The organism is Paenibacillus diazotrophicus (assembly GCF_042610465.1).
Window position 1 is genome coordinate 206,595 of record NZ_JBGJZN010000005.1, and the last position, 24,550, is coordinate 231,144.

General features: G+C 52.6%; 26 protein-coding genes and 1 riboswitch. Of the genes, 22 read left to right on the forward strand and 4 right to left on the reverse strand.

The window, feature by feature from the left end:
* Window positions 1-36 precede the first annotated feature (36 nt).
* On the reverse strand, window positions 37-582 hold the full coding sequence (locus tag ACAN54_RS19970) for a GNAT family N-acetyltransferase (protein ID WP_379159299.1): 546 nt from the start codon (window positions 580-582) through the stop codon (window positions 37-39).
* A gap of 254 nt (window positions 583-836) precedes the next feature.
* On the opposite strand from ACAN54_RS19970, the gene ACAN54_RS19975 reads away from it, so the two are divergent.
* From ACAN54_RS19975 to ACAN54_RS20025, 11 genes are all read left to right on the forward strand, one after another.
* On the forward strand, window positions 837-1,130 hold the full coding sequence (locus ACAN54_RS19975; RefSeq protein WP_083606978.1) for a nucleoside-diphosphate sugar epimerase: 294 nt from the start codon (window positions 837-839) through the stop codon (window positions 1,128-1,130).
* Between the two features lie 24 nt (window positions 1,131-1,154).
* A complete protein-coding gene (locus tag ACAN54_RS19980; protein ID WP_379159302.1) occupies window positions 1,155-1,493 on the forward strand; it encodes an alpha-helical endospore appendage domain-containing protein in 339 nt (112 codons plus the stop codon).
* On the forward strand, window positions 1,490-1,801 hold the full coding sequence (locus tag ACAN54_RS19985) for a hypothetical protein (RefSeq protein WP_379159305.1): 312 nt from the start codon (window positions 1,490-1,492) through the stop codon (window positions 1,799-1,801). The genes ACAN54_RS19980 and ACAN54_RS19985 overlap by 4 nt, the downstream gene beginning before the upstream one ends.
* The gene (locus ACAN54_RS19990; RefSeq protein WP_379159308.1) at window positions 1,798-2,205 is read left to right on the forward strand and encodes a hypothetical protein; all 408 of its coding nucleotides are present in this window, start codon (window positions 1,798-1,800) and stop codon (window positions 2,203-2,205) included. The genes ACAN54_RS19985 and ACAN54_RS19990 overlap by 4 nt, the downstream gene beginning before the upstream one ends.
* Window positions 2,206-2,371: 166 nt before the next feature.
* Window positions 2,372-2,896, forward strand: coding sequence for a GNAT family N-acetyltransferase (locus tag ACAN54_RS19995; RefSeq protein WP_379159311.1), 525 nt, complete (start codon window positions 2,372-2,374; stop codon window positions 2,894-2,896).
* 209 nt (window positions 2,897-3,105) lie between these two features.
* Window positions 3,106-3,204: riboswitch (purine riboswitch) on the forward strand.
* Window positions 3,205-3,267: 63 nt separating this feature from the next.
* Window positions 3,268-4,605, forward strand: a complete 1,338-nt coding sequence (locus ACAN54_RS20000; RefSeq protein WP_379159314.1) for a 5'-deoxyadenosine deaminase — start codon at window positions 3,268-3,270, stop codon at window positions 4,603-4,605.
* 118 nt (window positions 4,606-4,723) lie between these two features.
* Window positions 4,724-5,314 (forward strand): RNA polymerase sigma factor, encoded by a 591-nt coding sequence (locus tag ACAN54_RS20005; RefSeq protein WP_379159317.1) that lies wholly within the window; start codon window positions 4,724-4,726, stop codon window positions 5,312-5,314.
* Window positions 5,314-6,483, forward strand: coding sequence for a hypothetical protein (locus tag ACAN54_RS20010; protein ID WP_379159320.1), 1,170 nt, complete (start codon window positions 5,314-5,316; stop codon window positions 6,481-6,483). The genes ACAN54_RS20005 and ACAN54_RS20010 overlap by 1 nt, the downstream gene beginning before the upstream one ends.
* A 168-nt stretch (window positions 6,484-6,651) precedes the next feature.
* On the forward strand, window positions 6,652-8,550 hold the full coding sequence (locus ACAN54_RS20015) for an LTA synthase family protein (protein WP_379159324.1): 1,899 nt from the start codon (window positions 6,652-6,654) through the stop codon (window positions 8,548-8,550).
* A gap of 9 nt (window positions 8,551-8,559) precedes the next feature.
* Window positions 8,560-10,005: a glycan biosynthesis hexose transferase WsfD gene (wsfD, locus tag ACAN54_RS20020; RefSeq protein ID WP_379159327.1), complete on the forward strand. Its 1,446-nt coding sequence runs from the start codon at window positions 8,560-8,562 to the stop codon at window positions 10,003-10,005.
* The gene (locus tag ACAN54_RS20025; RefSeq protein WP_379159330.1) at window positions 9,995-10,180 is read left to right on the forward strand and encodes an aspartyl-phosphate phosphatase Spo0E family protein; all 186 of its coding nucleotides are present in this window, start codon (window positions 9,995-9,997) and stop codon (window positions 10,178-10,180) included. The genes wsfD and ACAN54_RS20025 overlap by 11 nt, the downstream gene beginning before the upstream one ends.
* Before the next feature lie 99 nt (window positions 10,181-10,279).
* Here ACAN54_RS20025 and ACAN54_RS20030 read toward each other — a convergent pair whose 3' ends face one another.
* A complete protein-coding gene (locus ACAN54_RS20030; RefSeq protein ID WP_379159335.1) occupies window positions 10,280-11,041 on the reverse strand; it encodes an AAA family ATPase in 762 nt (253 codons plus the stop codon).
* Between the two features lie 212 nt (window positions 11,042-11,253).
* Here ACAN54_RS20030 and ACAN54_RS20035 point away from each other — a divergent pair, with 212 nt between their 5' ends.
* From ACAN54_RS20035 to ACAN54_RS20045, 3 genes are all read left to right on the forward strand, one after another.
* Window positions 11,254-12,336 (forward strand): CgeB family protein, encoded by a 1,083-nt coding sequence (locus ACAN54_RS20035; protein WP_379159338.1) that lies wholly within the window; start codon window positions 11,254-11,256, stop codon window positions 12,334-12,336.
* A 31-nt stretch (window positions 12,337-12,367) separates the two neighbouring features.
* The gene (locus ACAN54_RS20040; RefSeq protein WP_379159341.1) at window positions 12,368-13,501 is read left to right on the forward strand and encodes a CgeB family protein; all 1,134 of its coding nucleotides are present in this window, start codon (window positions 12,368-12,370) and stop codon (window positions 13,499-13,501) included.
* Between the two features lie 291 nt (window positions 13,502-13,792).
* Window positions 13,793-15,331 (forward strand): glycosyltransferase family 4 protein, encoded by a 1,539-nt coding sequence (locus ACAN54_RS20045; protein WP_379159344.1) that lies wholly within the window; start codon window positions 13,793-13,795, stop codon window positions 15,329-15,331.
* A 429-nt stretch (window positions 15,332-15,760) separates the two neighbouring features.
* Here ACAN54_RS20045 and ACAN54_RS20050 read toward each other — a convergent pair whose 3' ends face one another.
* The gene (locus ACAN54_RS20050) at window positions 15,761-16,114 is read right to left on the reverse strand and encodes a hypothetical protein (RefSeq protein WP_379159347.1); all 354 of its coding nucleotides are present in this window, start codon (window positions 16,112-16,114) and stop codon (window positions 15,761-15,763) included.
* Between the two features lie 112 nt (window positions 16,115-16,226).
* Between ACAN54_RS20050 and wecB the strand changes: the two genes are divergently transcribed.
* From wecB to ACAN54_RS20090, 8 genes are read left to right on the forward strand one after another with little or no spacing between them, the layout of a single operon-like run.
* Window positions 16,227-17,321, forward strand: coding sequence for a non-hydrolyzing UDP-N-acetylglucosamine 2-epimerase (gene wecB, locus ACAN54_RS20055; protein ID WP_379159350.1), 1,095 nt, complete (start codon window positions 16,227-16,229; stop codon window positions 17,319-17,321).
* A complete protein-coding gene (locus ACAN54_RS20060) occupies window positions 17,311-18,297 on the forward strand; it encodes a polysaccharide biosynthesis protein (protein WP_379159353.1) in 987 nt (328 codons plus the stop codon). The genes wecB and ACAN54_RS20060 overlap by 11 nt, the downstream gene beginning before the upstream one ends.
* Entirely contained in the window at window positions 18,294-19,133 is an 840-nt protein-coding gene (locus tag ACAN54_RS20065) for a dTDP-4-dehydrorhamnose reductase family protein (RefSeq protein ID WP_379159356.1), read from the forward strand. Before ACAN54_RS20060 ends, ACAN54_RS20065 begins: the two co-directional genes overlap by 4 nt.
* Window positions 19,103-20,128 (forward strand): SDR family oxidoreductase, encoded by a 1,026-nt coding sequence (locus ACAN54_RS20070; protein WP_379159359.1) that lies wholly within the window; start codon window positions 19,103-19,105, stop codon window positions 20,126-20,128. The genes ACAN54_RS20065 and ACAN54_RS20070 overlap by 31 nt, the downstream gene beginning before the upstream one ends.
* Window positions 20,125-20,841 carry a glycosyltransferase gene (locus tag ACAN54_RS20075; RefSeq protein ID WP_379159362.1) on the forward strand — a complete coding sequence of 239 codons (717 nt, stop codon included), beginning with the start codon at window positions 20,125-20,127 and terminating at the stop codon, window positions 20,839-20,841. Before ACAN54_RS20070 ends, ACAN54_RS20075 begins: the two co-directional genes overlap by 4 nt.
* A 33-nt stretch (window positions 20,842-20,874) precedes the next feature.
* Window positions 20,875-21,447 carry a class I SAM-dependent methyltransferase gene (locus ACAN54_RS20080; protein ID WP_379159365.1) on the forward strand — a complete coding sequence of 191 codons (573 nt, stop codon included), beginning with the start codon at window positions 20,875-20,877 and terminating at the stop codon, window positions 21,445-21,447.
* Between the two features lie 26 nt (window positions 21,448-21,473).
* On the forward strand, window positions 21,474-22,196 hold the full coding sequence (locus tag ACAN54_RS20085; RefSeq protein WP_379159368.1) for a glycosyltransferase family 2 protein: 723 nt from the start codon (window positions 21,474-21,476) through the stop codon (window positions 22,194-22,196).
* Window positions 22,193-23,230, forward strand: a complete 1,038-nt coding sequence (locus tag ACAN54_RS20090) for a glycosyltransferase family 4 protein (protein WP_379159371.1) — start codon at window positions 22,193-22,195, stop codon at window positions 23,228-23,230. The genes ACAN54_RS20085 and ACAN54_RS20090 overlap by 4 nt, the downstream gene beginning before the upstream one ends.
* A gap of 78 nt (window positions 23,231-23,308) precedes the next feature.
* Here ACAN54_RS20090 and ACAN54_RS20095 read toward each other — a convergent pair whose 3' ends face one another.
* A complete protein-coding gene (locus ACAN54_RS20095) occupies window positions 23,309-24,385 on the reverse strand; it encodes a glycosyltransferase family 4 protein (protein WP_379159374.1) in 1,077 nt (358 codons plus the stop codon).
* Window positions 24,386-24,550: the final 165 nt, after the last annotated feature.

Consider the following 24,550-nt stretch of genomic DNA (forward strand, 5'->3'; position numbering starts at 1 on the left):
GCAGCCCGGCTCCCCGCCAGCAGCCCGGCTCCCCGGCTACCGGCCCGCTACCCCGCTCTCTGCAGGAGCCGGGGCAGCAGGCCGGGCGATCCGCCACCAGATCAGCTCATCCGCTTCCCGGTGCTTGTGTGCGCCCAGGTGCTCAAGCACCTTGTGCGAAGCGGTATTATCTTTTTCCGTATCGGCAATAACCCAGAGTGCCCGGGGATCGCTGAAGATCCAGTCGCAGATACACTGCACAGCCTCCGTAGCGTAGCCTTGTCTGCGGTGGCTCTCATGGATGAGATAACCCAGGATGACTTCGCCCTGATCATTAGGGCAGCCTTTGAGAATGATGAAGCCGATCAGGCGCTGCTCTTCCCGCTGAATAACCGCCCAGTTCGTCAGCCACGGATAGTTGAGCGGGTCCTTCATTACTTTGGAGTACCGGATCTGCATGGCATATAGCATTTCATCGTCCAGCTCCGTACCACTGGGGTTCAGGCCCAGAGTCTGCTCCAGTCCGGCATAATTGATTCCTGCCAAGGATAGCTCTACCAGTGTTAAAGGCCGTAAATCCAAACGGCCGCTAATGATTTTCAACAGAAATACCTCCTGTTCCGCTCTTGCCGCTTCCGAGATTCTTATGTAAAAGGTTAAAATCCACTCTCAGCATAATATCGCTATTCAACATTTGTCAATATTTAACATCCCTATGAATGTGCCAAATTACCAGTCCGCCGTTACCGCCACCCCCTGCCTCCTCCCCAGCTATTCCGCAGTAACCTACAGTAAGGGCGCGCACCGCGGGGGCTTCTGCCGCATATGCTGTAGCAGGGCGTTTGAGCAAAGGAGACATGAAGGTGCAGAGTAAAATAACGAAGGTCCTGCAGCACATGGCCCATACGCACGAACAGATGGCGCGGATTCTCGATGCCGAACGCCACGTAGCCGTCCGTATGTCGCAAATTGTCCATGATCTGCCGGATGTGGAGCCTGACTTTGGCGGATTCAGCGGGCTGGTGGAGAGCACGGGTCAGGTTAACAAAAATATTATTGCCTACCTGAACGCAATCGCTGACCTCGAAGAGGCGATGGCTGAAGGGGTAGGCAGGGTCATCAAGGAACTGGGCGGCCAGGAAGAAGAGTAGCGCTTAAGGAGCAGGAGGTGGAAGATGAGCAGAGAAAAGGCTTTTCTGCAGATGCTGGAGTCGTCCGCCACTATTCAGTGGAACATCGCGATGATCCTTGAGGCTAAAGCGGTGGAAGCGGAAAAAGTGAAGCAGTGGGCACAGCATCATATCCACGCTAGAGCGTTCGACTCCCATGAAGAACAGCTGAAGGAATCCATCTCCATTCATGAGGTGATCGTGGAAATGGTAGAGGGGCTGACCAAGCTGGAGAACGGACTGTACAGCAATCTAAAAGCGGTGCTGGGCAGCGGTGAAGAAAGCGGCGAAGGGTTCGGCGGTATGTCCGGCGAAGGATTTGATTTTGGGGAAGACAGCAAATGAGCGGCGGGCTGCTCTCTGAACATGCCGTCAAGCTGGAGATGATCCGCTCCATTGCCCGCAGTCAGGCTGCACTTGCGGCCATCCTGGAGAGTATCGCCGAGGTTACAGGGCAATCGGAGCTGACAGCCCGCAAGCTGAGCGACAATATCCGGATTCTAAGCCAATATCAAAGCGCGATGTGCCGGATGATGTCCGGTATTTCGCTGCACCGGCCCAAACGGGGAATTCCTGCTGCGCCTTGGCTGAGTACGGCTTGCGCAGGCGGTACCTCTGGAAGTACAAGGAGTACAGGAGGAGTGGAAGGATGAAGAAAAAGAAACTTGGAAAGCTGCGCTCGGGCGGCAGAACCCGCAGACGCATACTGCTGTCGCGCAAAGCCAGAGTCCGCAAAGGGCCTTTGCGCAAAACGCGCAGAGGTTTAATCCGCCGTACGGGCAAGACCAAGAGAAGTCTCTTGCTGCGCAGAAAAAGAAGGCTCCGCCGCCGGATCGCCCGGAGGGTGCATGTCATTCAGCCGCCTGTACAGGTAGTAGCCGCTGTTGAGGCTCCGCCCGTGCCGCAGGTGGTACCGCTCCCCCCGGATTTGGGCGTCCCTCCGGAAATGCCCCCGGGAGACGCCTTTCAGCAGGGCTACACCGAAGCATACAACGTGGGGTTCGATGCAGGTTTCGCCAAGGGCTTCGAGGACGGGCATAAGCTGGAGCTTGGCTAATCCGCGCGGAGTCACAGAATGAGCGGCTCTGTAGAGGCATAAGATGTCTGCCGCCTCTATAGAGCCTGCGGATTACCCTGCACTATCGAGCTCACTCCCGGATATGGTAGACTTCTTAACAGAATCTCTAACAGGTTCAAATGCCGATAGGAAAGCAGGGATGTACATGAGTGGGAATGAGATACGCATTGCTCAAGAAGATGAGATCGGAGAGATCATGGAGCTGATTGCCAAATGTGTACAGGTCATGCAGGAGGGCGGAAGCGATCAATGGGATGATACTTACCCCAACCGTGAGGTTATAGGGAAGGACATTGCTGACGGTACCTTATATGTCTGTGTGGATCAGGGCGCCATTGCCGGAATCATTGTACTGGACGAAAACCAGGCGGAGCAATATAAAGCGATTGACTGGCTGGTGGCAAAGGGGCCGAATCTGATGATGCACCGGCTGGCCGTTCATCCGGAGGTTCAGGGCAAAGGGATTGCCCGCAAGCTGATCGCTTTTGCTGAAGAGTATGCAAATAGCGGCGGATATACCAGTATACGGCTGGATACCTATGCCAAGAATAACAGGGCACTGACGCTGTATTCATCCCTTGGCTATGAACGCAGAGGCGAAGTGGATTTTCCGGGGCGGACAGCGAACTTTCCTGTGTTCGAGAAAGTGCTGGCATCCGGTGATGAATAATGGACAAGCCTGCAAAAGATAACAGTCGGGGTTCCGAGTGAAGTGGACAAGCAATAGATTGATATTTAGTGATAGATAAACTAACACAATTAGAGTTATCCAATCGATTATTTACATGTTAACTCTTGAAAAAAATATTTAGTGTTATTTTATCTTACTCATATTGACAATAAAGTTGTCATTCATTTATAATGGGGTTATTCAGTAAGCAATTGAATAATCCTTTTTTTCGTATATCCTTAATAATTGGTTTAAGGGTCTCTACCGGGAACCGTAAATTTCTGGCTACGAAAATATGCCTTGGCATATTTTTGTGGCCTTTTTGTGTTAACGGCAGCTAAGGATGGCAGAAGACAAGGGGGACGACGAAGATGGCAAACATTCTGATCAAGAACGCAGAGATTATCACTATGAACAAGCAGGAAGAAATTATATATGGAGATATCCGTATCCAGGACAACCTGATTACCGAGATCGGCACCGGACTTGCGGCACAGGGGGATGAACGTGTGATTGATGCCACGAACCGCACAGTCATCCCCGGTTTTGTCCAGACTCATATACACCTCTGCCAGACGCTGTTCCGGGGCAAAGGGGATGATCTGGAGCTGATGGACTGGCTGCGCAAGCGGATCTGGCCGCTCGAAGCGGCGCATGACGAGGAATCGCTCTACTACTCCGCCATGCTGGGAATTGGGGAGCTAATCTCCAGCGGCACGACGACCATTGTGGATATGGAGACGGTGAATCATACGGATTTTGCGTTCCAGGCGATTGCGAAGAGCGGTATCCGCGCCTTGTCTGGCAAGGTGATGATGGATCAGAAGAATGCCGATGCACCCGCAGCGCTGCAGGAGGAGACGGCGGCTTCGCTGCAGGAGAGTGTGGATCTGCTTGAAAAATGGAACGGGTACGGCGGTGGACGGATTCAGTATGCATTTTCGCCGCGTTTTGTGATCTCCTGTACGGAGCAACTGCTGCGGGAGGTGCGCGATCTCTCGGAGCGATACGGGGTTAAGGTGCATACGCATGCCTCTGAGAATTTGGGGGAAATCGAGATCGTTCAGGCCATGACCGGGATGCGAAACATCGTCTATCTGGATCATCTGGGGCTGGCGAATGAACGCCTGATTCTGGCGCATTGTGTCTGGGTGAATGAGGAGGAGCGGCGGATTTTGCGCGACAGAGGCGTTCATGTCAGTCATTGTCCCGGCTCTAATCTGAAGCTGGCTTCCGGTATCGCCGATACACCGGCCATGCTGCATGACCATATCCATCTCAGCCTTGGCGCAGATGGTGCTCCATGCAACAACAACCTGGATATGTTCAATGAAATGCGGCTGGCTGCCATGATCCAGAAGCCGCAGCATGGACCGACCACGATGGATGCAAGAAGTGTGTTCCGGATGGCGACAATTGGCGGAGCCCGGGCCGTAGGCATGGAGGATCAGATCGGCAGCATTGAAGTCGGCAAAAAAGCAGATCTGGCGATCCTGAATCTCTATAACTTCCACACCTTCCCCTCTTTTGATGTAGATCCGATCTCCCGTATTGTCTATTCTGCCACCCGTGCGGATGTGGAAACCACGATTATCGACGGAGACATCCTTATGGATAAAGGTCTGCTGAAGACTGTAGACAAGGACACGGTGCTGCATGAAGCCAACCGTTCCATTAAAAGACTGTTGGCACACACATCGCTGGTCTAATATATCCGCTAACGATGTAACAGCAGAGGGGAGAGGCCCTCTGCTTTTTTTTGTCTTTTTTAGTGATTTCGGGAACCTTTCCATTAGAATTAAGGTCATATCAAGTGAGGTGAAGGCGTTGGAACTGGGATGGGATATGGAACACCAGCAGCTGGTGCATGCGGCCGCCATGAGCGAAGAACAGCTGAGGCAGATTATGGATTTTTACGGCGGTGAGATATGGAATTATATTTATTACCTTACCAAAAGCGCCGATATAGCGGACGACCTGGCGCAGGAGGTATTTATTAAATGTTATTACCGGATTGGGACCTACCGGGGCTCCTCGTCCTTTAAGGCGTGGTTGTTCACCATAGCCCGGAATACGGTATTCTCTTACCGCAAATCGCGGTTCTTCCGGTCAGGGCTCTGGGGCGGTGTCCAGATGATGACCCATGCTGAACCTGCCAAGAATAGCTTCCCTGATGAACTGCTGGGCACAACCCGCTCTGCGGAGATGGAGTACCTTGGCAACCGCCGGATGGATGAGATCTGGAACGTGATCATGCAGCTTCCTGACAAGTTCCGCGAGGTACTGGTGCTGGATCTGAAAGCGGAGCTGTCTATTCAGGAAATCGCCGGATTAACTGGACTCTCACCGGGAACCGTCAAATCCAGGCTGCACCGGGCGCGGCATAAGATCCAGGTGAAATTAAGGGGGATGGAATGATGAAGGAGCGGGAGCCTGAGTGGTATGAAGATGCTCGGAAGGGTCCATTCCGGGAATCAAGGTTCACGGATACGGCAGCCGATAATGTCATTATGCGTGTGCGAAGCGGTGCACTGGTCCCGGAGCGGGTGAGTAATAAGCTGCGATTAAGCTTCATAGCGGCTGCGATCCTTCTGCTGTTGGCCGGAACCGGAGCCTTCCTCCAGCAGAAAGGAATTCTGGGTGAAGGCAGACAGGCGGGGTTGTTCTATCAGGAGGTGAAAACCCCCGACCTAACCGATGCCGGGCTCCGCAAGACAGCCGAGCGTCTGATGCAGGAGCAGCTTGGGAAGAAGCTTCCTTTTGTGACTCTGGAGCGTATAGATAAAATAAATGAGGCCCGGCTTATTTTTGGAGATATGACATCTCCCAGCACCTTCAGGATAAATACACAGACCGGTGAAGTGATGGATTGGAATATGAACGCTCTTTATAGCCTTGAAGAAATTGATCCAAAGCTTATCAGTGATGCCACCGGGAAACTTCGGGACAGCGGGTATAAGGGGGAGTTTACAGTTACCGGGCTTAAGAGGAACGTAGTGCTCTGGCAAGAAGCGGATGCCGTCCAGATCCATGAGGTTCTCCTCGGAAAAGAAGGACAAATCGATTATGCAAACGGCATTTATGCCGGGGCGACATTTAACATGGATGCTGGTGAGATGGGGGATGAAGTAATACAGAAAGCGGATCAGGCGCTTATGCTGCTTAGAGGCGAGGGCGAAGATCACTTGTATCAGATTACTCGGAGCTTGGGCGCAGACTGGGATGTAATTACATTAATATATGGTCAGGATGAAAATGGGCCTTCCACTGTGATGATGGATTATGCCACACATCAAATCTTGCAAGTAGAGGACGACACTTTATATAGCGAAGGGTCCTATGATTCCGGAATTCGTGGCGAGCAGGACACGAACCTGCTGGCTATGGATAACACCAAGCTTCAACGCTCGGCCGCCGCTATTGCAGATAAACTGTTCGGTATCCGTCTGGAGGATTATACGATTGTTCACAAAACGATAGGGAACATTACATTTGAGAGCCCGGGGGGAAAGTTTCGTATCAACGCCTCGTTTAACTATGACGGAGTATTCTACAGTATGGACCGGCAGATAAGTACTTCTGAATGATGAGATGAGGCGATCATAAGTAAAAGTTATGAAGGGACGTTTGCCTGTAAAGGCGGCGTCCTTTTTTTGATAACCCATGGAACTATTGTTATACTAGAGAAATCTGAGATTTTACAAAAAAAGAGAATTGGGTTAACAAAAATCATCTAAAAGTTAAGAGGGGAAGTTATGAACGAGAGTAAGCCTGTGCGGGTAGGGGCACATTTCTATATCGTGGCAGGGCTGATCTGGCTGAAGCTGCTGCTGCTGCGGGGGCTGTTTTTTGACCGGATTGCCTGGGAATGGATTGCAGCGGATTGGGCTCCGGTGCTGCTGCTGATGGGGATTCTGGCCCTGGTCCTTCCGGCCCGGCTGAAGACAGGGGTGTACTGGGCATTCAACGGACTGATGTCGCTGGTGTTGTTTGCGGCCAGTGTGTATTTTAATCATTTTGGCTCGGTTCCAACCTACCTGGCCTTGTATGAGCTGAATCAGGTCTTTCAGGTAAAAGAGAGCGTAGAGTCTACGATCCAGATTGTGGACTATCTATTTTTTGCGGATCTGGTGGTCATGTTTGTCTACTGGCTGTTCCGCAGATGGAGCAGAGGGGCATCCCGGCCGCTGCGCCGCTATGTCTCACCGGGCGCACGAAGAGTACAGTGGATCGTTATTCTGGTTGCGATTATAGGCGGCGGCTCGCTGTCAGCCTACTCCATTCACGCGGCTCGCGGAATTACCAACGAGCTGGTACAGGCGGAGAGCGCAGGGTTCCTGAATTATGAGGTGTTCGCAGTAATGAAATCCCAGGAGGACAGCGGCCTCATCGGTACAGGGGATATCAAGGATACCATTGCCAAGGTGAACGCGCTTGAGACTACTTATCCTTATAGTAGTAAGCCTGCAGGAATCATCCCCGATGAATTCGGTTCGCAAAAGGGTAAGAATGTAATTGTTATTCAGATGGAAGCTTTTCAGAATTTTCCTTTGCATCAGTCGCTGGACGGGCAGGAGCTGACACCGGTGCTGAACCGTTTGGCCGGGGAAGGAATTTATTTTCCGCATGTCTACCAGCAGATTGGGGCGGGCAACACTTCAGATGCCGAGTTTATGAGCAATACCTCCATTTATCCGATTGCTTCGCTTGCCATGTCCACCGGCTTCGGAGACCGGGTGCTGCCGAGCCTGCCGCGTCTTTTACGGGATAAAGGCTATGAGGCGTATACTTTTCATGTGAACAAGGTCGGCTTCTGGAACCGCAATGAGCTGTATCCGGCGCTGGGCTTCAATGGTTATTATGACAAGGGTGCCTTCAAAAATGACCATTTCAATGCCTTTGGCGCTTCTGATGAGCAGCTCTATATTACGGCCTTAGACAAGCTGGTTGCGCTGCAGTCCAAAGGAACACCCTTCTATGCCCAGCTGGTGACGGCTTCGAGCCATCATCCCTTCAAAATCCCGGATGCCTTCAAAAAAATCACCCTGCCGGAACATTTGCAGAATACGATGCTGGGTGACTATCTGACGGCCATCAACTATACGGATTACGCTGTAGGAACACTTGTCGAAGGACTGAAGCAAAAAGGGCTCTGGGAGAATACTGTGCTGGTGCTGTACGGTGACCATTTCGGGCTGCAGCCGCAGGATGTTCCGCCGGAGCAGGTGGAGGAGGCACTCGGGATCCCTTACGATTCCCGGATCAGCCGCTTCAACATCCCGCTTATTATTCATACGCCGGGAATGGCAAAGGGCCGGGTGGTAGAGCGCACCGGGGGGCAGCTCGATATCTTGCCTACCCTTGCCAATCTGCTCGGCGTATCGCTGAAGCAGGAGGGGTTCACGGCTTTTGGACATGATCTGATTAATATTGACCGCAACGTGGTGGGGATGCGCTATTATTCGCCGACAGGGACTTTTTTCAATGACGAGATTATGTTCGTGCCGGGCAAGGGTTTCGCAGATGGTAAGGCGGTGTCGCTGGATACGCTCGAGCCTGTGGCGGATTACAGCAAATATCAGGGGGATTATGATTATATTCTGAAGCTGATGGGCTTATCGGATGAATATGTGAAGCTGCTTCCGCAGCGGTAAGGGGAAAAGATGAAACGATTAATCAAAGCAGACAATCTCATTGTCCTTGCAGGCTGTGGGCTGATTATTTATTTGCTGTTTGTGCAGCCGTTCGTGGGGGTTGCCGACAATGGCGACTTCAAGCGGATGATGAGCACAGTAGGACTGGATTATTATAATGCTGCGGAAAGCTATGCCGACCGGTTTTTCAGCTTCAGCCATTCCAGGTTTTCCTATGAAAATTTATTCGAGGGCTTCTACCCTTCCTCGCAGATTGTACTGGTATTGGTGCCAAGACTGCTGGCCGGGCTGGTGCACGGCAGTTACTTTGATATCCGTCTGCTGGCGGCGGTGTATGCACTATTGCTGCTGACCGCCACATGGCTGACAGTGAAGATAGGGACGCGAAGCTCTTATATTACAGGACTGCTGCTAGGCGCAGGAATGTTATTCGTATTTTATGATATCGGGTACCTGGCTTACTTCAATTCACTGTTCGGTGAGCCGGTGTCGATGGTGGCCATGCTGCTTACCTTTGCGCTGGGGCTGAGGCTGTCCCTACAGGAGCGCCCGACCACCAAAGGCCTGACACTGTTTTTTATCGCTGTCCTGTTTCTGATCTGCTCCAAAATCCAGAATGCGCCGGTCGGTATCGCCTTCTCTCTAATCTTTCTGCGGTTTATGACACTGAACGGAACGGGGAACTGGCGCAAGCTGGCGATGCGGTTCGCAGTGGCGGTGTGTCTTGTCTCTGTAATCATGTATGTGGCTGCGCCCAAGGAACTGAAGCATATCAATCTGTATCAGACCGTGTTTTTCGGGATTTTGAACCAATCGCCGGATGTGTTGGGGGATTTGCGCGAGCTAGGCTTGCCGGAGAAGCTGGAAGTGCTGGCGGGAACGAATTATTTCGAGGCTGGTACGGCTATCAAGCAAGATGATCCGTCGCTTCAGGCAGATTTCTACGACCGGGTCTCCCATAAGGATGTGCTTTTCTTCTATATTAAGAATCCCTCACGGCTAATAGACGGCATGAAATATGCTGCCCGGAACAGTATGGACCTGCGTCCTTATTATCTGGGAAACTATGAGAAGTCAGAGGGGCTGCCGGAGAAGACCTTATCTTATACGTACAGCACCTGGAGCCAGTTCAAAAGAGAGGTTCTTCCGCATTCACTAGGCTTTTTGGCTGTTTTCTATCTTCTCTATTATGCCGGAGTCCTCTTCGAGTATTTCCGCAGCCGGGATTTGCGTGGACGGATCGCGGGTGAACTGCTGATGCTGCTGGGGCTGATTGGACTATTTTCGTTCCTGGTTCCGATTCTGGGGGATGGCAGGGCCGATATCGGGAAGCACTTGTTTCTGTTCAACGTCTGCTTTGATATGATGGCTGTGGCGATGTTCGGCTGGCTGATCCATAAGCTGGTTCGACTGGTACAATCCATGCTCGGGAGGGAAGGCCGCTATGGGAGATAGACAACATCAGGCACAGATTGAACACGCCAGAAAAGAATTACATACCTTGGCCTTGGAGCATGGGATTCAGCATCCCCGGGTGCTCAGCCAATCGGTGAAGCTGGATGCTCTGATCAATGAGTATTTTGATTGTAAGGCTGTTGATGACGACAAACACCCGGAGAGAGATTCGTAGATTGCAATGCGGGTAATGCAGGACAATACGGGAAAATGAGAAAGACACTTGTACAGACATGCTTTATCTGTGCAGGTGTCTTTTTTGTGCTTCCATACTTCAATCGCCTTCCAGCAGTTCCCGCAGCATGCTCTCACGGTCGTTCATGAATGCTTTGGTCACGGTATAGTGCTCTGTGTCCTCCAGTGCAACCTGACGGATGCCCTCGCCTTCCAGCAGATAGATTTCAGAGCCGGGATAGGACATTAGAATAGGAGAGTGGGTAGCAATGATGAACTGTGAATGCTGCTCCACAAGCTCGTGCATGCGTACCAGCAGCGACATTTGCCGCAGCGGGGAGAGGGCGGCTTCCGGCTCGTCAAGAATATAGAGGCCTTGTCCCCCGAAGCGGTGGACGAAGGCGGCAAAAAAGGATTCTCCATGTGATTGCTCATGTAGTGACTTGCCTCCATAGGAATTTTTAATCATGCCTCCTCCCGGCTCTTCATCCAGCCGGTCAATATAAGAGGCTACATTGTAGTAGCTCTCCGCACGCAGAAAGAAGCCGTCCCTCGGGCGTCTCACCCCTTTGGCAATTCGCAGGTACTCATACAGGCTGGAATGCGAAGAGCGGGTATTGAAGGAGAAATTCAGCGTTCCGCCTTCCGGATTGAACCCCCAGGCTGCAGCAATACCCTCCAGCAGTGTGGATTTGCCCGTACCATTCTCTCCGACAAGAAAAGTAACCTGTTTCTGAAAAGCTAACTTGCTGAAGCTGCGGATCACCGGCAGATCAAACGGGTAGGCCTGAAAGGAAGGGACCCGATCACGCAGCAGCTCCGCATGACGGATATAGAGCATGTTGTTATCTGACGCAACCATTGTCCCACTCTCCTAATCTCATCATTTGTCTCTCACTTGCTTCCATAATTGTAGCCTGAGTGGAATCTATCTGCAAAGGTTCGGGCATCCCGGGCGAAAGACAGGGGACATATGCCAATTTCGGCAGGATACAGACAGATGTCCATGAGGCGGATGCTGACTCCGCATATAGTTATATTGTCTTGAGAATATGACGGGGCAGGGTGAAAGCCGTGAAATCAAATAAGAGAAAAGTGCCTCCGCGGGATTACCGCGACGGTTATCAGGAAGGCTACCGTCTCGGTCTCTGTGAAGCCGTGAAACGCCTGAATTCTCCAGAGGCAGGGGCATGCCGGCCGTTCAAGCTGATGTATGTTCCCCAGGGATTTCAAGCGATTGATACGGGAGTAACGGAAGCACTGGGACAGCTCGTTAGCGAACTGATAATCAGCTCTCCGGACACGATGCTGGAGATAGCCGCCCGCGAGTCGCCTGGAGCCGTGCTGGTCATGAATGGTCTGCATGTGTTTCCCGAGAATCATCTGGAACAGATCGCGGAGATACGTAAACTGGGTATTCCTACAGCTATCTGGTTCGTAGATGATCCCTATTTTACGGAGGATACATCAGTCATTTGCCAACATTATGACCATGTCTTTACACATGAACTGGGATGTGTGGAATTCTACCATGATCTGGGAGTAGGCTCTGTGCATTACCTGCCGCTCTGCGTGAATCCGCAGATGTTCTATCCCCGCCGCACTGGGCCGCAGTATCAGTACGATATTGTGTTCATCGGCAATGCTTTCCGCAACCGGACAGAGCTGTTCGACGAGCTGACTCCTTTTCTCCGTGGCAAGAAAGTGCTGATTGCCGGGGGGTTCTGGGACCGCCTGAACACGTATGAGGAGTTGTCACCTTTTATTAAAGATGGTTTCATCCCTCCGGAGGAGACCGCTAATTATTACAGTGGCGCGAAGCTGGTCATTAACATTCACCGTCCATGGGAGGGCGGGCAGGATAACCGGAACTCCTTCCAGCTTCCCTCCCGTTCGATTAATCCCCGGACCTATGAGATCAATGCCTGCGGGACGATGCAGCTAACCGATGTCCGTGAGGATCTGGGCAGCCATTACCGTCCGGGTAAGGATCTGGAAACCTTTGCGGGGCCCGACGAGCTGAAGCACAAAATCGAATACTACTTGAAGCACGAGAAGGAGCGCCGTCAGTTCGCACTGCAGGGGCTGCAGACTACACTCCGCCATCATACTTTCCTTGCGCGTCTGCCCTATCTGCTGAATGTTCTTACTTCATAAGCCCGGCAATCCAATATAAGGAGCGAAAACCATGAACAATAATTTTATCATGCCAGCCCCGCCGCTGCCGCGGACGCCAGCGGAAGAAGAGAAGCTCCGCGGCCGGCTGACCGGCTTCAAGCTTGGATTCGATGAAGGTTATCTGCGGGGAAGACTCGCCATACTGGATGGACGTCCGGAGGAGCCGCTTCCGGTCCGCAACATCCATGTCATGTATGTGGCTTCGGGAAAAGGTTATCCGTATTCACCGCTTGACGATGCGGTGCTCTATGCCCTGCAAAGATTGACGGTCAAGGTCACGATTACCGATGTGCGGCAGAATCTGGTGGAGCTGGCGGATGTGGAACGCCCTGATCTTGTGCTTGTTCTGGATGGCATGGATCTGCCGCTCGATCAGGTTGCCATCCTGCGCGGCCGGGGCATCAAGACAGCGATCTGGCTCACAGATGATCCGTATTATACGGATTTCACCGTTAAAATCGTAGCGCACTACGATTATGTGTTCACCCTGGAATTGAATTGTGTGGAATTTTACCGCGGTCTGGGGTGCGCGGAGGTGCATTATCTGCCCTTTGCCGCCCACCGGGAGCATTACCGTCCGACAACGGGCCGGTCACCGGTCAGCCGGGATATCAGCTTCATTGGCTCGGCTTATTGGAACAGAGTTCATTTCTTCCGTGAAATTATGCCTGAGCTGATGAGCTACAACACCGTTATCAACGGGATTTGGTGGGATCGTCTACCGGAGGCCCCCCAGTATGGGGAGCGCATTGAGATTGGCAAATGGATGACGCCGCAAGAGACGGCTGTCACTTACAGCGGCTCCAAAATCGTCATTAATCTTCACCGTTCCCATATCGACGAGGCGGCGAATAACAATACGCTATCGATCACTGCCGCTTCACCTAACCCGCGCACCTTTGAAATTGCAGCCAGCGGAACCCTTCAGCTGAGTGATGCCAGAGATGATATGAGCTCTTTTTATAAAGTGGGGGAAGAGATCGACACGTTCACAAGCCCGCAGGAAATGATGGATAAAATCCGCTTCTACCTGAGTCATGAAGAGGAGCGCCGTGCTATGGCTCTGCGCGCTTTTGAACGGACGCTTAAAGATCATACCTACACCAAACGCCTGAATCAGCTGCTGACCGTGATCTACGGCTAGGCTTACGGGTGAATGGAAGGAAATGTGCGTATATCCGGGGGACAGGTGTCGTGCCGGCATTTGTTCCTCCTCAATATACTACTGGAGTACCAGGCTTTGGCATTTGCCGTTGAACAGTGCTGCAGGCGCGGCGGGTCTCCAGCTTACGGTGGAGCGGATGCTTCTGAAGGAGCCATGAAATTAAGCGGATGCTCTGAAGGGAGCCGTAAGACTAAGCGGAAGCTTCCGAAGCGAGTTTTACTGCGAAGGTAAGTACTGTATGTAATGCTCCGTAAAACTTTTAGGAGGTGAATGGCTGCTCCGCAGGCATGCCTGGAGCGCCGAGACACCATGGCCGACAAAGCGACAATCGTGCTTTTTTCCCATGTATCCAATACACGCAGCATTACCGGTGCAGAGAAGCTGCTGCTGTTCTTCAGCCGGGAGCTGTTACCGTATTTCAACTGCATCCTTGTGGCGCCCCAGGAAGGCAAGCTGACACGGCAGGCACGCAAGAACGGACTGAGCGTGCAGCTGCTGCCGATTCCGTTGGTCTACGGGATATACACACCGTATGCCGGCTTGGAGGCGGATATCCGCAAATTTCAGGAAAGCCGTGAATACGGCGAGCTGTTAGACTGGCTTTCTGCACTGCGTCCGGCTTTTATCATTTCCAGCACCTGTGTTCATGCTTTGCCGGCGATGGCGGCCAAATCACTGGGTATCCCAGTGGTGTGGAAGATCTCTGAGACGATTACCGACAACGAGTTTACTCCCATCAGCACAGGGTTGATCCACAAGAACAGTGATGAGATTCTTGCCATCTCTCATACGGTCGCGGCCTGTTTTCCGGAGGATATCCGCGAGGAAAAGGTAACCCAGCTTCCTCCCTCCTGGAACGAGTCAGAGATGATGATTGAAGCCTGGAGCAAGCTGCGGGGCGAGCGCCGCCGTGATTTGCGGGTTGCACCAGCGGAGCCGCTGCTCGGCTATATTTCTTCCTTTATTAATGTGGAAAAAGGATTGGAGCATTTTGTGAAAATGGCTGTTCAGGTATCGGAGCGGCATCCTGAAGCCAAATTCATCGTCGTCGGCACACCCGGGGATAAAAGCTACTATGAGCGTTGTGTACGCAAGGTCAAGCTGGAAGGCCTCACCTCCCGCTTCAGATTTATTGGTTACGAAAAGAATCTTGCCGATGTCTATTGTGCTATGGATATCCTGGTCGTTCCCAGCCTGATCCGCGAGGGATTCGGGATGACGGCCCTGGAAGGAATGGCTTTTGGCAAACCGGTGGTAGCCTATGCCTCCGGCGGCTTGTATGAAATTCTCTGTGCGGCCGGATGTGAAGGACTGCTAGCGCCGGTAGAAGACATTGATGTCCTGGCGCAGCGTGTGAACAGCCTTCTGGCGGAGCCTGGTCTGGCTGCCGCTATCGGCAGCCAGGCCCGGGAGCGCGTCGACGCCGTCTACGGACCGGCGGCCTACCGCACCCGGCTGCTGGGCCTTGCGGAGAGGTGGAATCTCCGCTACTGCGCCGCGCCGCCAGAACCTGCCGGCGCACTGGAGCTCCCCGCTGCTGATGCTTCAGGCAGCGGAGAGCCCGCCCCGCCGCCGCTGCCGGAGCCCCGGCAACGTCGGCGGAGCTCCGCGAGCCGCGCCGCACGGCTCCGGCGCAGCAAGCTCCGGCGCGGCAAGCTCCGCCGCGCCAAGACCCGGGCGCGCAGCCGCAAGCGCCCGGGCCGCAAGCGGCGCGCGGCGGGAAGCGCGCGCCGGCCCGGCAGCGGCGGCAAGCACCGCCGCGCGGGCCATGCACGACGCCGGGCGAAGCGGCGGCGCAAAGCGGCCTAGGCCTGCGGGGGCACCGCCGGCCGAAGCCGTAAGCACGCCGCCGCAGAAGGCGTGCATCTGCATTTGCTGCGCGGCGTATGTGCGCAGCAGGCTGCAATCGTGCCGTGTACGTAGTAACGGCACGGCTGCTATTCCGCCACCCAGGCGCCACATGCACCCAAGAAAAGTGAAAATGCAGCTAAAACAGCGCCCGAAGGATGAATAGGTGGAAAAAGTAGACTTATTTCTCGCTGAAATCATCATTTAGAAGATTTAGGTGGAAAAAGTAAACTTAATTAGACGACGTGACCTTAAAAAGAAGCAAAACGATTGAACTAGTGATACTTTTTCCACTTATATTGTGGAACGCGTAATATTCGAGCAACTTAGTGATACTTTTTCCACTTAATCAGTTACCAGTGTCTCCAAGAAGAGATGTAACGTTTTACATTAACTTCTTGATGCTGCCACCCGGCCGCCACACGCACCCAACAACAGCAAAAATGCCGTTAATACCGCCGCCTGCGCGCCACACGCACCCAACAACAGCAAAAATGCCGTTAATACCGCCGCCCGCGCGCCACACGCACTCAACAACAGCAAAAATGCCGTTAATACCGCCACCCGGCCGCCACACGCACCCAACAACAGCAAAAATGCCGTTATTTCCGCCACCTGCGCGCCACACGCACCCAACAACAGCAAAAATGCCGTTAATACCGCCGCCCGCGCGCCACACGCACCGAACAACAGCAAAAATGCCGTTAATACCGCCACCTGCGCGCTACCCGCACCCAACGTCATCAACGCTTTCTTTTCTTACCAGTGTGCCGCCCGCGCGATACCTGTGGGCCGTGCACTCAACGCCAGTCCGCCGCGCTTCTGCGGCAGGCTAACCTCAAAGGGGAGTGAACCCATGAAGATCATGACGATTTTGGGCACACGGCCCGAGATCATTCGCCTAAGTGTTATTATTCCGCTGCTTGATGAGCACGCAGAGCAGCATGTGCTGGTGCACACAGGGCAGAACTTCACCGCGAGCCTCAGCGGTATTTTCTTTGCTGAGCTGGGGCTGCGGGCACCGGATTATGTGCTGCAGGATAAGCAGGCGGGACTTGGCGGGCAGCTTGCCGCTATGTTCGGAAGCCTGGAGAGCATCCTGCTCAAAGAGCAGCCGGACCGGATTCTGCTCCTGGGAGATACGAACAGTGCGCTGTGTGCCATCCTTGCTGAGCGGATGGGCATTCCTGTAGTGCATATGGAAGCAGGCAACCGCTGCTACGATCTGAAAGTGCCGGAGGAGAAAAACCGCCGTGTCATAGATGCTGTCTCTACTATAAATATGCCCTATACCCAGCAGAGTAAGCGGCATCTGCTTAGCGAAGGGTTCCCCGGCCAGCGTATTGTATTAACCGGTAATCCGATCCATGAAGTCATTACGCATTATGAGCAGCAGATCGCAGCCAGCGATGTTCTGAACCGGCTGAATCTTACGGAGGGCCGCTACTTTCTGGTTACTGCACACCGGGCAGAAAATGTGGATGATCCCGAATCGCTCCTGCAGATTATGTCCGGACTGAACCTGGTGGCAGAGCATTTTGGCATCCGGCTGATCTGCAGCATCCATCCCCGTACCCGCTCCAAGCTTACGGAGCAGTTCAAGCTTGTGATGAACCCGCTGGTGGAATTCCATGAGCCTTTCGGATTTTTTGATTTTGTCCATCTGGAACGGTACGCCTTGTGTGCGATCACCGACAGCGGAACCGTACAGGAGGAATGCTGCCTGATGGGAGTGCCCACCGTAACGATCCGCCGGACCACAGAACGTCCGGAGACGGTGGATTGCGGCAGCAATGTTGTGTCAGGAGTGGAGCAAGACAGTATTTTGCGCTGTACCCGGCTGATGACGTCATTGAGTCCTGAATGGGAGGCGCCGGAAGGTTATTTGACCCTGGATGTCTCGGTTAAGGTAGTCAAATTTTTGCTTGGAGGGAACCTGCATGTTCAATAATAAAAGGATTTTGGTTACAGGCGGAACCGGTTCCTGGGGGCATGAACTCATCCGGCAGCTTTTGCCGCAGAACCCGAAAGAGATTATTATCTTCTCCCGCAGCGAGTCTGCGCAAGTGGCAATGAACCGCGAATATGAAGATTCCCGCCTCAGTTTCATCATCGGTGATATCCGTGACAAGGATGCTTTGATTGCAGCCTGCCGCGGCGTTGATTATATCTTTCATCTGGCGGCGCTCAAGCATGTTCCGGTCTGCGAAGATCAGCCATATGAAGCGCTCAAGACCAATGTGGTCGGTACCCAAAACGTCATTGAAGCAGCGGTCTCATGCAATGTGGAAAAGGCCATTTACATCTCCACCGACAAGGCAGCCAATCCTTCAAATTTCTATGGTATGACCAAAGCCATCGGAGAGAAGCTGTTTGTCTACGCCAATCTGCTGGGCTCAAGCACCCGGTTCGTGACGGTACGCGGCGGCAATGTGCTGGGAACCAACGGCAGTGTAGTCCATCTGTTCATGAAGCAGATCAGGGATAAGGGACAAGTGCGGATTACCGATATGAAAATGACCCGCTTCTTCTTCACCCTTCGCGATGCCATCACCTTACTGTTCAAAGCCTCCGAGGTTAGCCTCGGCGGAGAAATCTTCGTCATGACTATGCCGACCTGCCGGATCGTGGATCTGGCCGAGGTGCTGATTGAAGCCTCCGGCAAATCGGATGTGAGCATTATCGAAACGGGTATCCGCCCGGGAGAGAAAATTCACGAAATTCTGATGAGCGATTTCGAAAGCCAGACAACCGTCGTCTACGATGAGCAGTATCTGGTCATCCTGCCTACACTGGATATGCCTGAACTGAAGGCTTATTACAGCAGATATCCTCATGTTTCCTTCAGCAGCTTCAGTTCCGAGAACCATCTGATGGATCAGGAGGAGATCAAGGAAATCCTGATCAGGGGAGGGTTTCTAGAGTGAAGCTGCTTATCCTCGGTGGAAACGGTATGGCGGGTCATATGCTGGCGGATTATTTCCGCCGCCAGGGCAAGCATCACGTCTTCCATACAACCCGGGATAAGAGTGATCTTGGCGGGCTGTATATAGATGCCGATGATGTTGCCGGAGTTGAAAAGCTGGTCGAAATCGTCTCTCCCCATTGCATGATTAATGCCCTGGGTGTCCTGAATCAATTTGCCGAACGCGATAGAATCGGCGCATACCATGTGAATGGTTTTCTGCCTCACCGCCTGCGCCGTGCGGCTGACAGTGTCGGAGCCCGCCTCATCCACATCAGTACCGACTGCGTGTTCGAAGGAACACGCGGCGGCTACACAGAGGAGGATACGCCTGACGGAACATCCGTATATGCAGTCACCAAAAGTCTTGGAGAAGTGCGGGAGCAAGGGCATCTGACCATCCGGACTTCGATCATTGGTCCGGAGATCCGTCCCTCCGGTATCGGACTGATGGAATGGTTCCTGGCCCAGAAGGGAGCCGTATCCGGCTACCAGCGGGTGATGTGGAATGGTGTCACCACCCTCGAGTTGGCTAAAGCTATAGATTCACTGCTGGATTCGAAGGTGTCCGGCCTGATTCATCTGGCGCATCCGCAGCCGGTCAGTAAATATGAGCTGCTTCGGTATATGCAGGCCGCATTCGGCAAGGAGGATACCGAGATTATCCCTGAGTATGCACATATTCAGGACCGCACTTTGATCAGCACGAGAGCGGATGTCCAGGTGCAGTTGCCCTCGTATCCTGTCATGCTTGCCGAACTCGCGGCGTGGATGAAGCAGCCGGCGATGTCGATATGAAGGCGCGGAGACTGCTGATTACCGGAGCATCCGGATTTACCGGAAGACATGCGGTGGCTTACTTTCATGCAGCAGGTACCGAGGTGACAGCCGTGGTTCGGAGCTCCGTAGCACCCGGCATCTTTCCTGCAGATGTGAAGCAGCAGGTCTGTGATCTGAGCGACCGCAGCGCGGTCAGGGCGATGATTGAAAAGACTCAGCCGGATGAAGTCCTTCACCTCGCCGGTAAAAATTCGGTGCCTGAGTCCTGGCAGGACCCACTACTTTATATGGAAATGAATGTAATGTCTACACTCTATTTGCTTGAGGGATTACGTACTCAGCCGGTCCGCCGTATTCTGGTAGCCGGCTCCCGGCTTAAGTTCAATCCGGGATATGCGCAAGGACCTCCTCACCCCTACAGTCTAAGCAAAACTCTGGAGGAGCTAGTATCTCTTGCCTGGTATTCGTTGTTCAAACAGCCTGTGCTGCTTGCAGAGCCCAGCAATCTGATCGGGCCCGGCCCGTCGACTGGATTTTGTTCTTTACTAGCACAGCATGTGGTGCGGAGCGAGGTTGCTGGAGGCACTTCGGCACCTCCCGCGCCGTTTAAGCTCTCCTCCCGGTATGTTCTCCGGGATTTCCTTGATGTACGCGATGCAGTAAAGGCTTATGATTGGATTTTGCGCACCGGTGAGCCGGGAAAGATCTACAAGATTGACTCCGGCATTCAGCGGGAGCTTGGAGCGGTAGCAGAACAGCTGTTGGCACATGCGAGGGGTCCGGTTGAGATGGATTGGGGACCGGAGAACAGAGGAACAGAACAGGCTGCTGCACCGGCGGCAGCGGCCGTTCCGTCAGCAGGTTGCGCAACATTAGCTAATCAAGAAGGATTATCCGCAGTTGCTGAAGACAATACTGCAAGTCTCGGCTGGCGTCCGCAGCTGGAGTTCTCCCGCTCTCTTGCAGATATTGTAGACTATTACCGGGCAGGCATGAAAGGAGGGGCTTCATGAAACCGAGAGTATCCGTGGTGATTCCTTTTTACAATTGCCCTTATATTGAGCAGGCGCTGCAAAGCGCCCTGAACCAGTCCTGGCAGCCGTATGAGATCATCGTTGTCGACGATGGTTCTACTATGCACAAAGACCGTATTATACCTTACCTGCCGCACATTCATTATCTGGGCAAGGCCAACGGGGGGACTGCATCTGCCCTGAATCACGGGATCCGTCATGCCACAGGCGACTATGTGGTCTGGCTCAGTTCAGATGATATGTTCTACCGCGACAAGATCAACAATCAGGTACTGTTCATGGACCAGAACCACCTTCTGATCACCTACACTAACTTCAATTACATCAATGAAAACTCACAATTGACTGCACTTAACGCGGCTGCGGTATTCCCGAGCCATCTTGAGTATTTACGTTGTTTTTTACAGGGTAACCCTATTAACGGCTGCACGGTAATGTTCAAACGCGAGCTGTTCGGTGCCATCGGGCTTTTCGATGAGTCGCTGCCTTACACCCATGACTATGACCTGTGGTTCCGCTCGATTCTGAACGGATATGCACCTGTAATGCTGAATCAGTCTCTGACTGCCTACCGGCGGCATGAAGGGATGGGAACGATTAAGCATTATGATGCCATCATGGCTGAGGCTGCTGCCACCAATGCCCGTTACAGCCCCATGCTCCGGGGTTTAATTGCCTCGATGGGCGGCTGAACAGCGACCTGACCGCTAGAGGAGGTGGAATTAATGTACCGCGAAATCGTAGTGAAGGACTTTCTTCCCGTTCTTCTAGAGCATCTGAAATTTGCGGAGAGTATTCTGGATGTGGGGAGCGGGACCGGTACGCTGCTTGAACGATACGAGGCTAAGGTAGTGATCGGGCTTGATATTCACAGGCCATATCTGCTGCACCGCAAGTATACCGCGCCTCATATCATTCCGGTGCATGCTGATGCCAGACATATCGATGAACTGTTTCTGCCAGGCACCTTCTCGGCGGTGACGTTCATCGATTCTCTGGAGCATTTCACCATGAGAGAGGGCAAGGAACTTCTAAGAAAGGCAGAGATCATTGCCGCTAACCGCGTGGTCGTGTTTACCCCGCGCGGTTTCTTTCCCCAGGAAGCGGATCATTACCATCTGCACGGAGAACAGTTTCAAAAACACCGGAGTGGTTGGGAACCGGAGGATTTTCTGGAGCTGGGATATCATGTGACGGTGCTTAAGGGCTTCCATCATGCGGAGAATCCTTCATTCCAGGAAGCGTTTGGGCAGAATCATGCGCCATTGGATGCTCTACTGGCCTGCAAAACCGTATAACTATAGTCCGGAAAGGGGGTGAGCGCATGAATCATGGAACCAAGGTTTCAGTGGTTATCCCATTTTATAATTGTCCATACATCCATAATGCCATAGAAAGCGTACTTGCGCAGAGCTATCCCGATATTGAGCTGATCGTTGTGGACGACGGATCAACACTTCATATGGAGAAGCTTGCACCTTATGTAGACCGGATCAAGGTGCTCCACAAAGCAAATGGCGGTACGGGTTCCGCTCTCAATCTGGGGATTCAGGCTGCCAGCGGGGCATATTTTGCCTGGTTAAGTGCTGATGACTGCTTTCATCCCAATAAAATCAGCCGGCAGATGGAGATATTGCGTGATTCACAGACCTCTTTTAATCACACAGCTTATTATTACATCAATGAACTCGGAGAGCGCTTTTCCGGCATGGTAAGTGCACCTTTTCATAGCAGAGCAGAGTTGATCACAGCCCTGATGAAGGGTTGTCCGGTCAATGGCAGCTCAGTGATGATGGATATGAAGATATTCAAAAAGGTTGGACTTTTTAATGAGAAGCTGCTGTATACCCAGGATTATGATCTCTGGCTCCGTATTCTGCCCTATTATGAATGGTCTTATATCGCAGAGCCGCTGCTGGATTACCGGGTGCATCAGGAAATGGGCTCCCTCATTCACAGTGACGGACAGAACCTGGAGATTAAGCAGGTACAAAAAATGCATTACAATACTCTGTCGAGACTGCTCAGAAAGGAGAGAAGGAGATGAGAGTAACCTTTCTTATTCTGACCCTATCCCGGGGAGGCGCACAGCGGATGCTTGCAGAGCTCGCCAACGGCCTCACAGAATTAGGACATAAAGTGACCATTGTCATGTCGTGCCGCGGTATTGTGGAATATCAGATGAAATGTCCGGTGCTGCTTGCCGGAGCCGACTTGATAACCGAGGACGATATTCCTGCGGGTGATGTGATTGTTTCCAACTACTACAAGACTGTACCCGTGGCGCAGCGGGCAAGTGAACAGGGAAAAGGGGCGCACATCCGTCTGGCGCTCTGTTATGAGCCGGCGTTTCTGCCGAACAATAATGAGTCGTTTGCTTCGTATCATCTTTCACCGAATCTGCTGGTGCTCTCACGCTGGCAGCAGGGGATCGTACACATGAATCATGGAATCAAAGGCCGGATTGTGCCCATTGGCATCAGTGCGGGTTTTTATAATATGCATTTTCGTGAAGTGAGCAGCAAGCTAATTGTCACTGCCATAGTGCGCAAGCCGGAGGGGGGCTTCTCGGGGCACCGGGAACAGGAATATCTCCTGCAGCAGCTGGATTTGATCAAAGCACAACACCCGGAGATCGTGATCGATCTGATCACACCGCCTGGTGAATATGCGGAATCTTCATGGCTGCAGACTCTGTTTGCAAGCGGGTATTATCGTCTGCGTACGCCTTCTAATGATGAAGAACTCTGTTATCACTACAATGAAAGTAATATTTTTATCAGCTCCAGCACTTATGACAGCGGCTCACTTCCTGGTCTTGAAGCCATGCGCTGCGGGGCGGCACTTGTAACGATCTATTCCGGAGGCAACCTTGAATATGGTGTTCATGGGACCAACTGCCTGATGTCGTACCGGTATGAAAACCGGCTGGCTGAAGATGTTGTAACGCTCATCCGGAATAAGGAGCTTCGTGAACGCCTGGCCAGGGCCGGTGAGGCAAGCTCAATGCAATTCACCTGGGAGAGAAGTGTGGAGATTTTCCAGGCAGAACTATTTGAGCTGTTATCGAAGCAGGGCTGAACCAGAATCTGGATTATTATACCGGATAAAGAACCTTCAACTCCACGTGGCTGTGTGGGACTGAAGGTTCTTTGTATGCTAAAAAATGGCGAAGGAATTCATCATCTCGCGAAAGGACTGGGCATATTGCTCGGAACCGAAACGGGAGATCATATGAAGGCGCCCCTGCTCGCGGATGAAGCTTCGGAGGGGAAGATCATTCATCAGCTCCAGGCCTTCGGTAACGGCAGCTTCCACATTGCCAAGCGGATAGAATTTGCCGGTGCGATTATGAATGATAAAGGACCGCACACCGTCAGAATCTGTGCTCAGTACCGGACAGGTACAGCAGACGGCCTCGGCAACGGCGTACCCAAATCCCTCAGTGATGGAAGAGGACAGCAGGAACCCGCCTGAAGCGGCAATAGAGGAGTAATATACGGGCATTAGATGATTAGGAATATTGGTAAATACATTCAGCCGGTCATTCAGTCCCAGAGCATGAAGCTCGGCATCGAACAACTGCTTCTGCTCCGCAGTCGCCAGATCCGGATCATGGAACATCCAGAGATGCAGATCAGGTTTGCTGTGCCGGATGTGATGGGCAACTTTCAGGAATTCGCTCCAATTCTTATTTGTCTCCAGGCGTCCTACCCAGGCGATTACCGGATCACAAGGCGGTTCACCGGGAATGTACCGGAAGGATTGGACATCGACAATATTGGGAATGATATAACGCTGCAGCCAAGGGCAGATCGAGATAAACAGCTCCAGCAAATGATCCGTAGGCGGAATCAATACAGCATTACAATAGGAACGTAAAAAAGGCACAGCCTCCTTAACCACGAGCTTGGCTTCTGTTGTTGTGCCCAGGCCCTGGGATTCGTAAATCAGAATCCGGCTGTACCCCAGACGGCGCAGACGTTCCAGCAGCAGATAATCCGAAGTTACAATAATCGCGTCATAGTTATGGGTGTCCAACAGATCCTTAATATCTGTATCGGTAGAAGCGATAAATACAGGAAATCCCGCCATGTCCTGGGTGCTGGATCCCGGCATCAGGTACAGCACATGGCACTCAATACCGCTGCGCTGTAGACTCTCGCACCGCAGCTTGTTCAGAGTCTCTACTCCCCCGCTGGGGACATAAAATGTGAATAAAACCTTCAAGCTCATCCCTCCCTGACTTTACCTAGCGGAGTACACCTGCGCCCTTCGCATAAGCAGGGCCTGCTGTTTATAAGATACGCCAGATATCCTCTGCAGGTGACGAAGAAAGGGCGGCATGCCAAATCCTTTCAGGATAGCCCGGCCTTACGAGGGCTATCCTAATGATTGTTA

What these genes read in the sequence shown, in the direction of transcription:
- ACAN54_RS19975 (WP_083606978.1), top strand. Translation starts at nt 837, where the DNA reads ATGAAGGTGCAGAGTAAAATAACGAAGGTCCTGCAGCACATGGCCCAT.
- ACAN54_RS19980 (WP_379159302.1), top strand. Translation starts at nt 1,155, where the DNA reads ATGAGCAGAGAAAAGGCTTTTCTGCAGATGCTGGAGTCGTCCGCCACT.
- ACAN54_RS19985 (WP_379159305.1), top strand. Translation starts at nt 1,490, where the DNA reads ATGAGCGGCGGGCTGCTCTCTGAACATGCCGTCAAGCTGGAGATGATC.
- ACAN54_RS19990 (WP_379159308.1), top strand. Translation starts at nt 1,798, where the DNA reads ATGAAGAAAAAGAAACTTGGAAAGCTGCGCTCGGGCGGCAGAACCCGC.
- ACAN54_RS19995 (WP_379159311.1), top strand. Translation starts at nt 2,372, where the DNA reads ATGAGTGGGAATGAGATACGCATTGCTCAAGAAGATGAGATCGGAGAG.
- ACAN54_RS20000 (WP_379159314.1), top strand. Translation starts at nt 3,268, where the DNA reads ATGGCAAACATTCTGATCAAGAACGCAGAGATTATCACTATGAACAAG.
- ACAN54_RS20010 (WP_379159320.1), top strand. Translation starts at nt 5,314, where the DNA reads ATGAAGGAGCGGGAGCCTGAGTGGTATGAAGATGCTCGGAAGGGTCCA.
- ACAN54_RS20015 (WP_379159324.1), top strand. Translation starts at nt 6,652, where the DNA reads ATGAACGAGAGTAAGCCTGTGCGGGTAGGGGCACATTTCTATATCGTG.
- wsfD (WP_379159327.1), top strand. Translation starts at nt 8,560, where the DNA reads ATGAAACGATTAATCAAAGCAGACAATCTCATTGTCCTTGCAGGCTGT.
- ACAN54_RS20025 (WP_379159330.1), top strand. Translation starts at nt 9,995, where the DNA reads ATGGGAGATAGACAACATCAGGCACAGATTGAACACGCCAGAAAAGAA.
- ACAN54_RS20030 (WP_379159335.1), bottom strand. Translation starts at nt 11,041, where the DNA reads ATGGTTGCGTCAGATAACAACATGCTCTATATCCGTCATGCGGAGCTG.
- ACAN54_RS20040 (WP_379159341.1), top strand. Translation starts at nt 12,368, where the DNA reads ATGAACAATAATTTTATCATGCCAGCCCCGCCGCTGCCGCGGACGCCA.
- ACAN54_RS20045 (WP_379159344.1), top strand. Translation starts at nt 13,793, where the DNA reads ATGGCTGCTCCGCAGGCATGCCTGGAGCGCCGAGACACCATGGCCGAC.
- ACAN54_RS20050 (WP_379159347.1), bottom strand. Translation starts at nt 16,114, where the DNA reads ATGACGTTGGGTGCGGGTAGCGCGCAGGTGGCGGTATTAACGGCATTT.
- wecB (WP_379159350.1), top strand. Translation starts at nt 16,227, where the DNA reads ATGAAGATCATGACGATTTTGGGCACACGGCCCGAGATCATTCGCCTA.
- ACAN54_RS20060 (WP_379159353.1), top strand. Translation starts at nt 17,311, where the DNA reads ATGTTCAATAATAAAAGGATTTTGGTTACAGGCGGAACCGGTTCCTGG.
- ACAN54_RS20075 (WP_379159362.1), top strand. Translation starts at nt 20,125, where the DNA reads ATGAAACCGAGAGTATCCGTGGTGATTCCTTTTTACAATTGCCCTTAT.
- ACAN54_RS20080 (WP_379159365.1), top strand. Translation starts at nt 20,875, where the DNA reads ATGTACCGCGAAATCGTAGTGAAGGACTTTCTTCCCGTTCTTCTAGAG.
- ACAN54_RS20085 (WP_379159368.1), top strand. Translation starts at nt 21,474, where the DNA reads ATGAATCATGGAACCAAGGTTTCAGTGGTTATCCCATTTTATAATTGT.
- ACAN54_RS20090 (WP_379159371.1), top strand. Translation starts at nt 22,193, where the DNA reads ATGAGAGTAACCTTTCTTATTCTGACCCTATCCCGGGGAGGCGCACAG.
- ACAN54_RS20095 (WP_379159374.1), bottom strand. Translation starts at nt 24,385, where the DNA reads ATGAGCTTGAAGGTTTTATTCACATTTTATGTCCCCAGCGGGGGAGTA.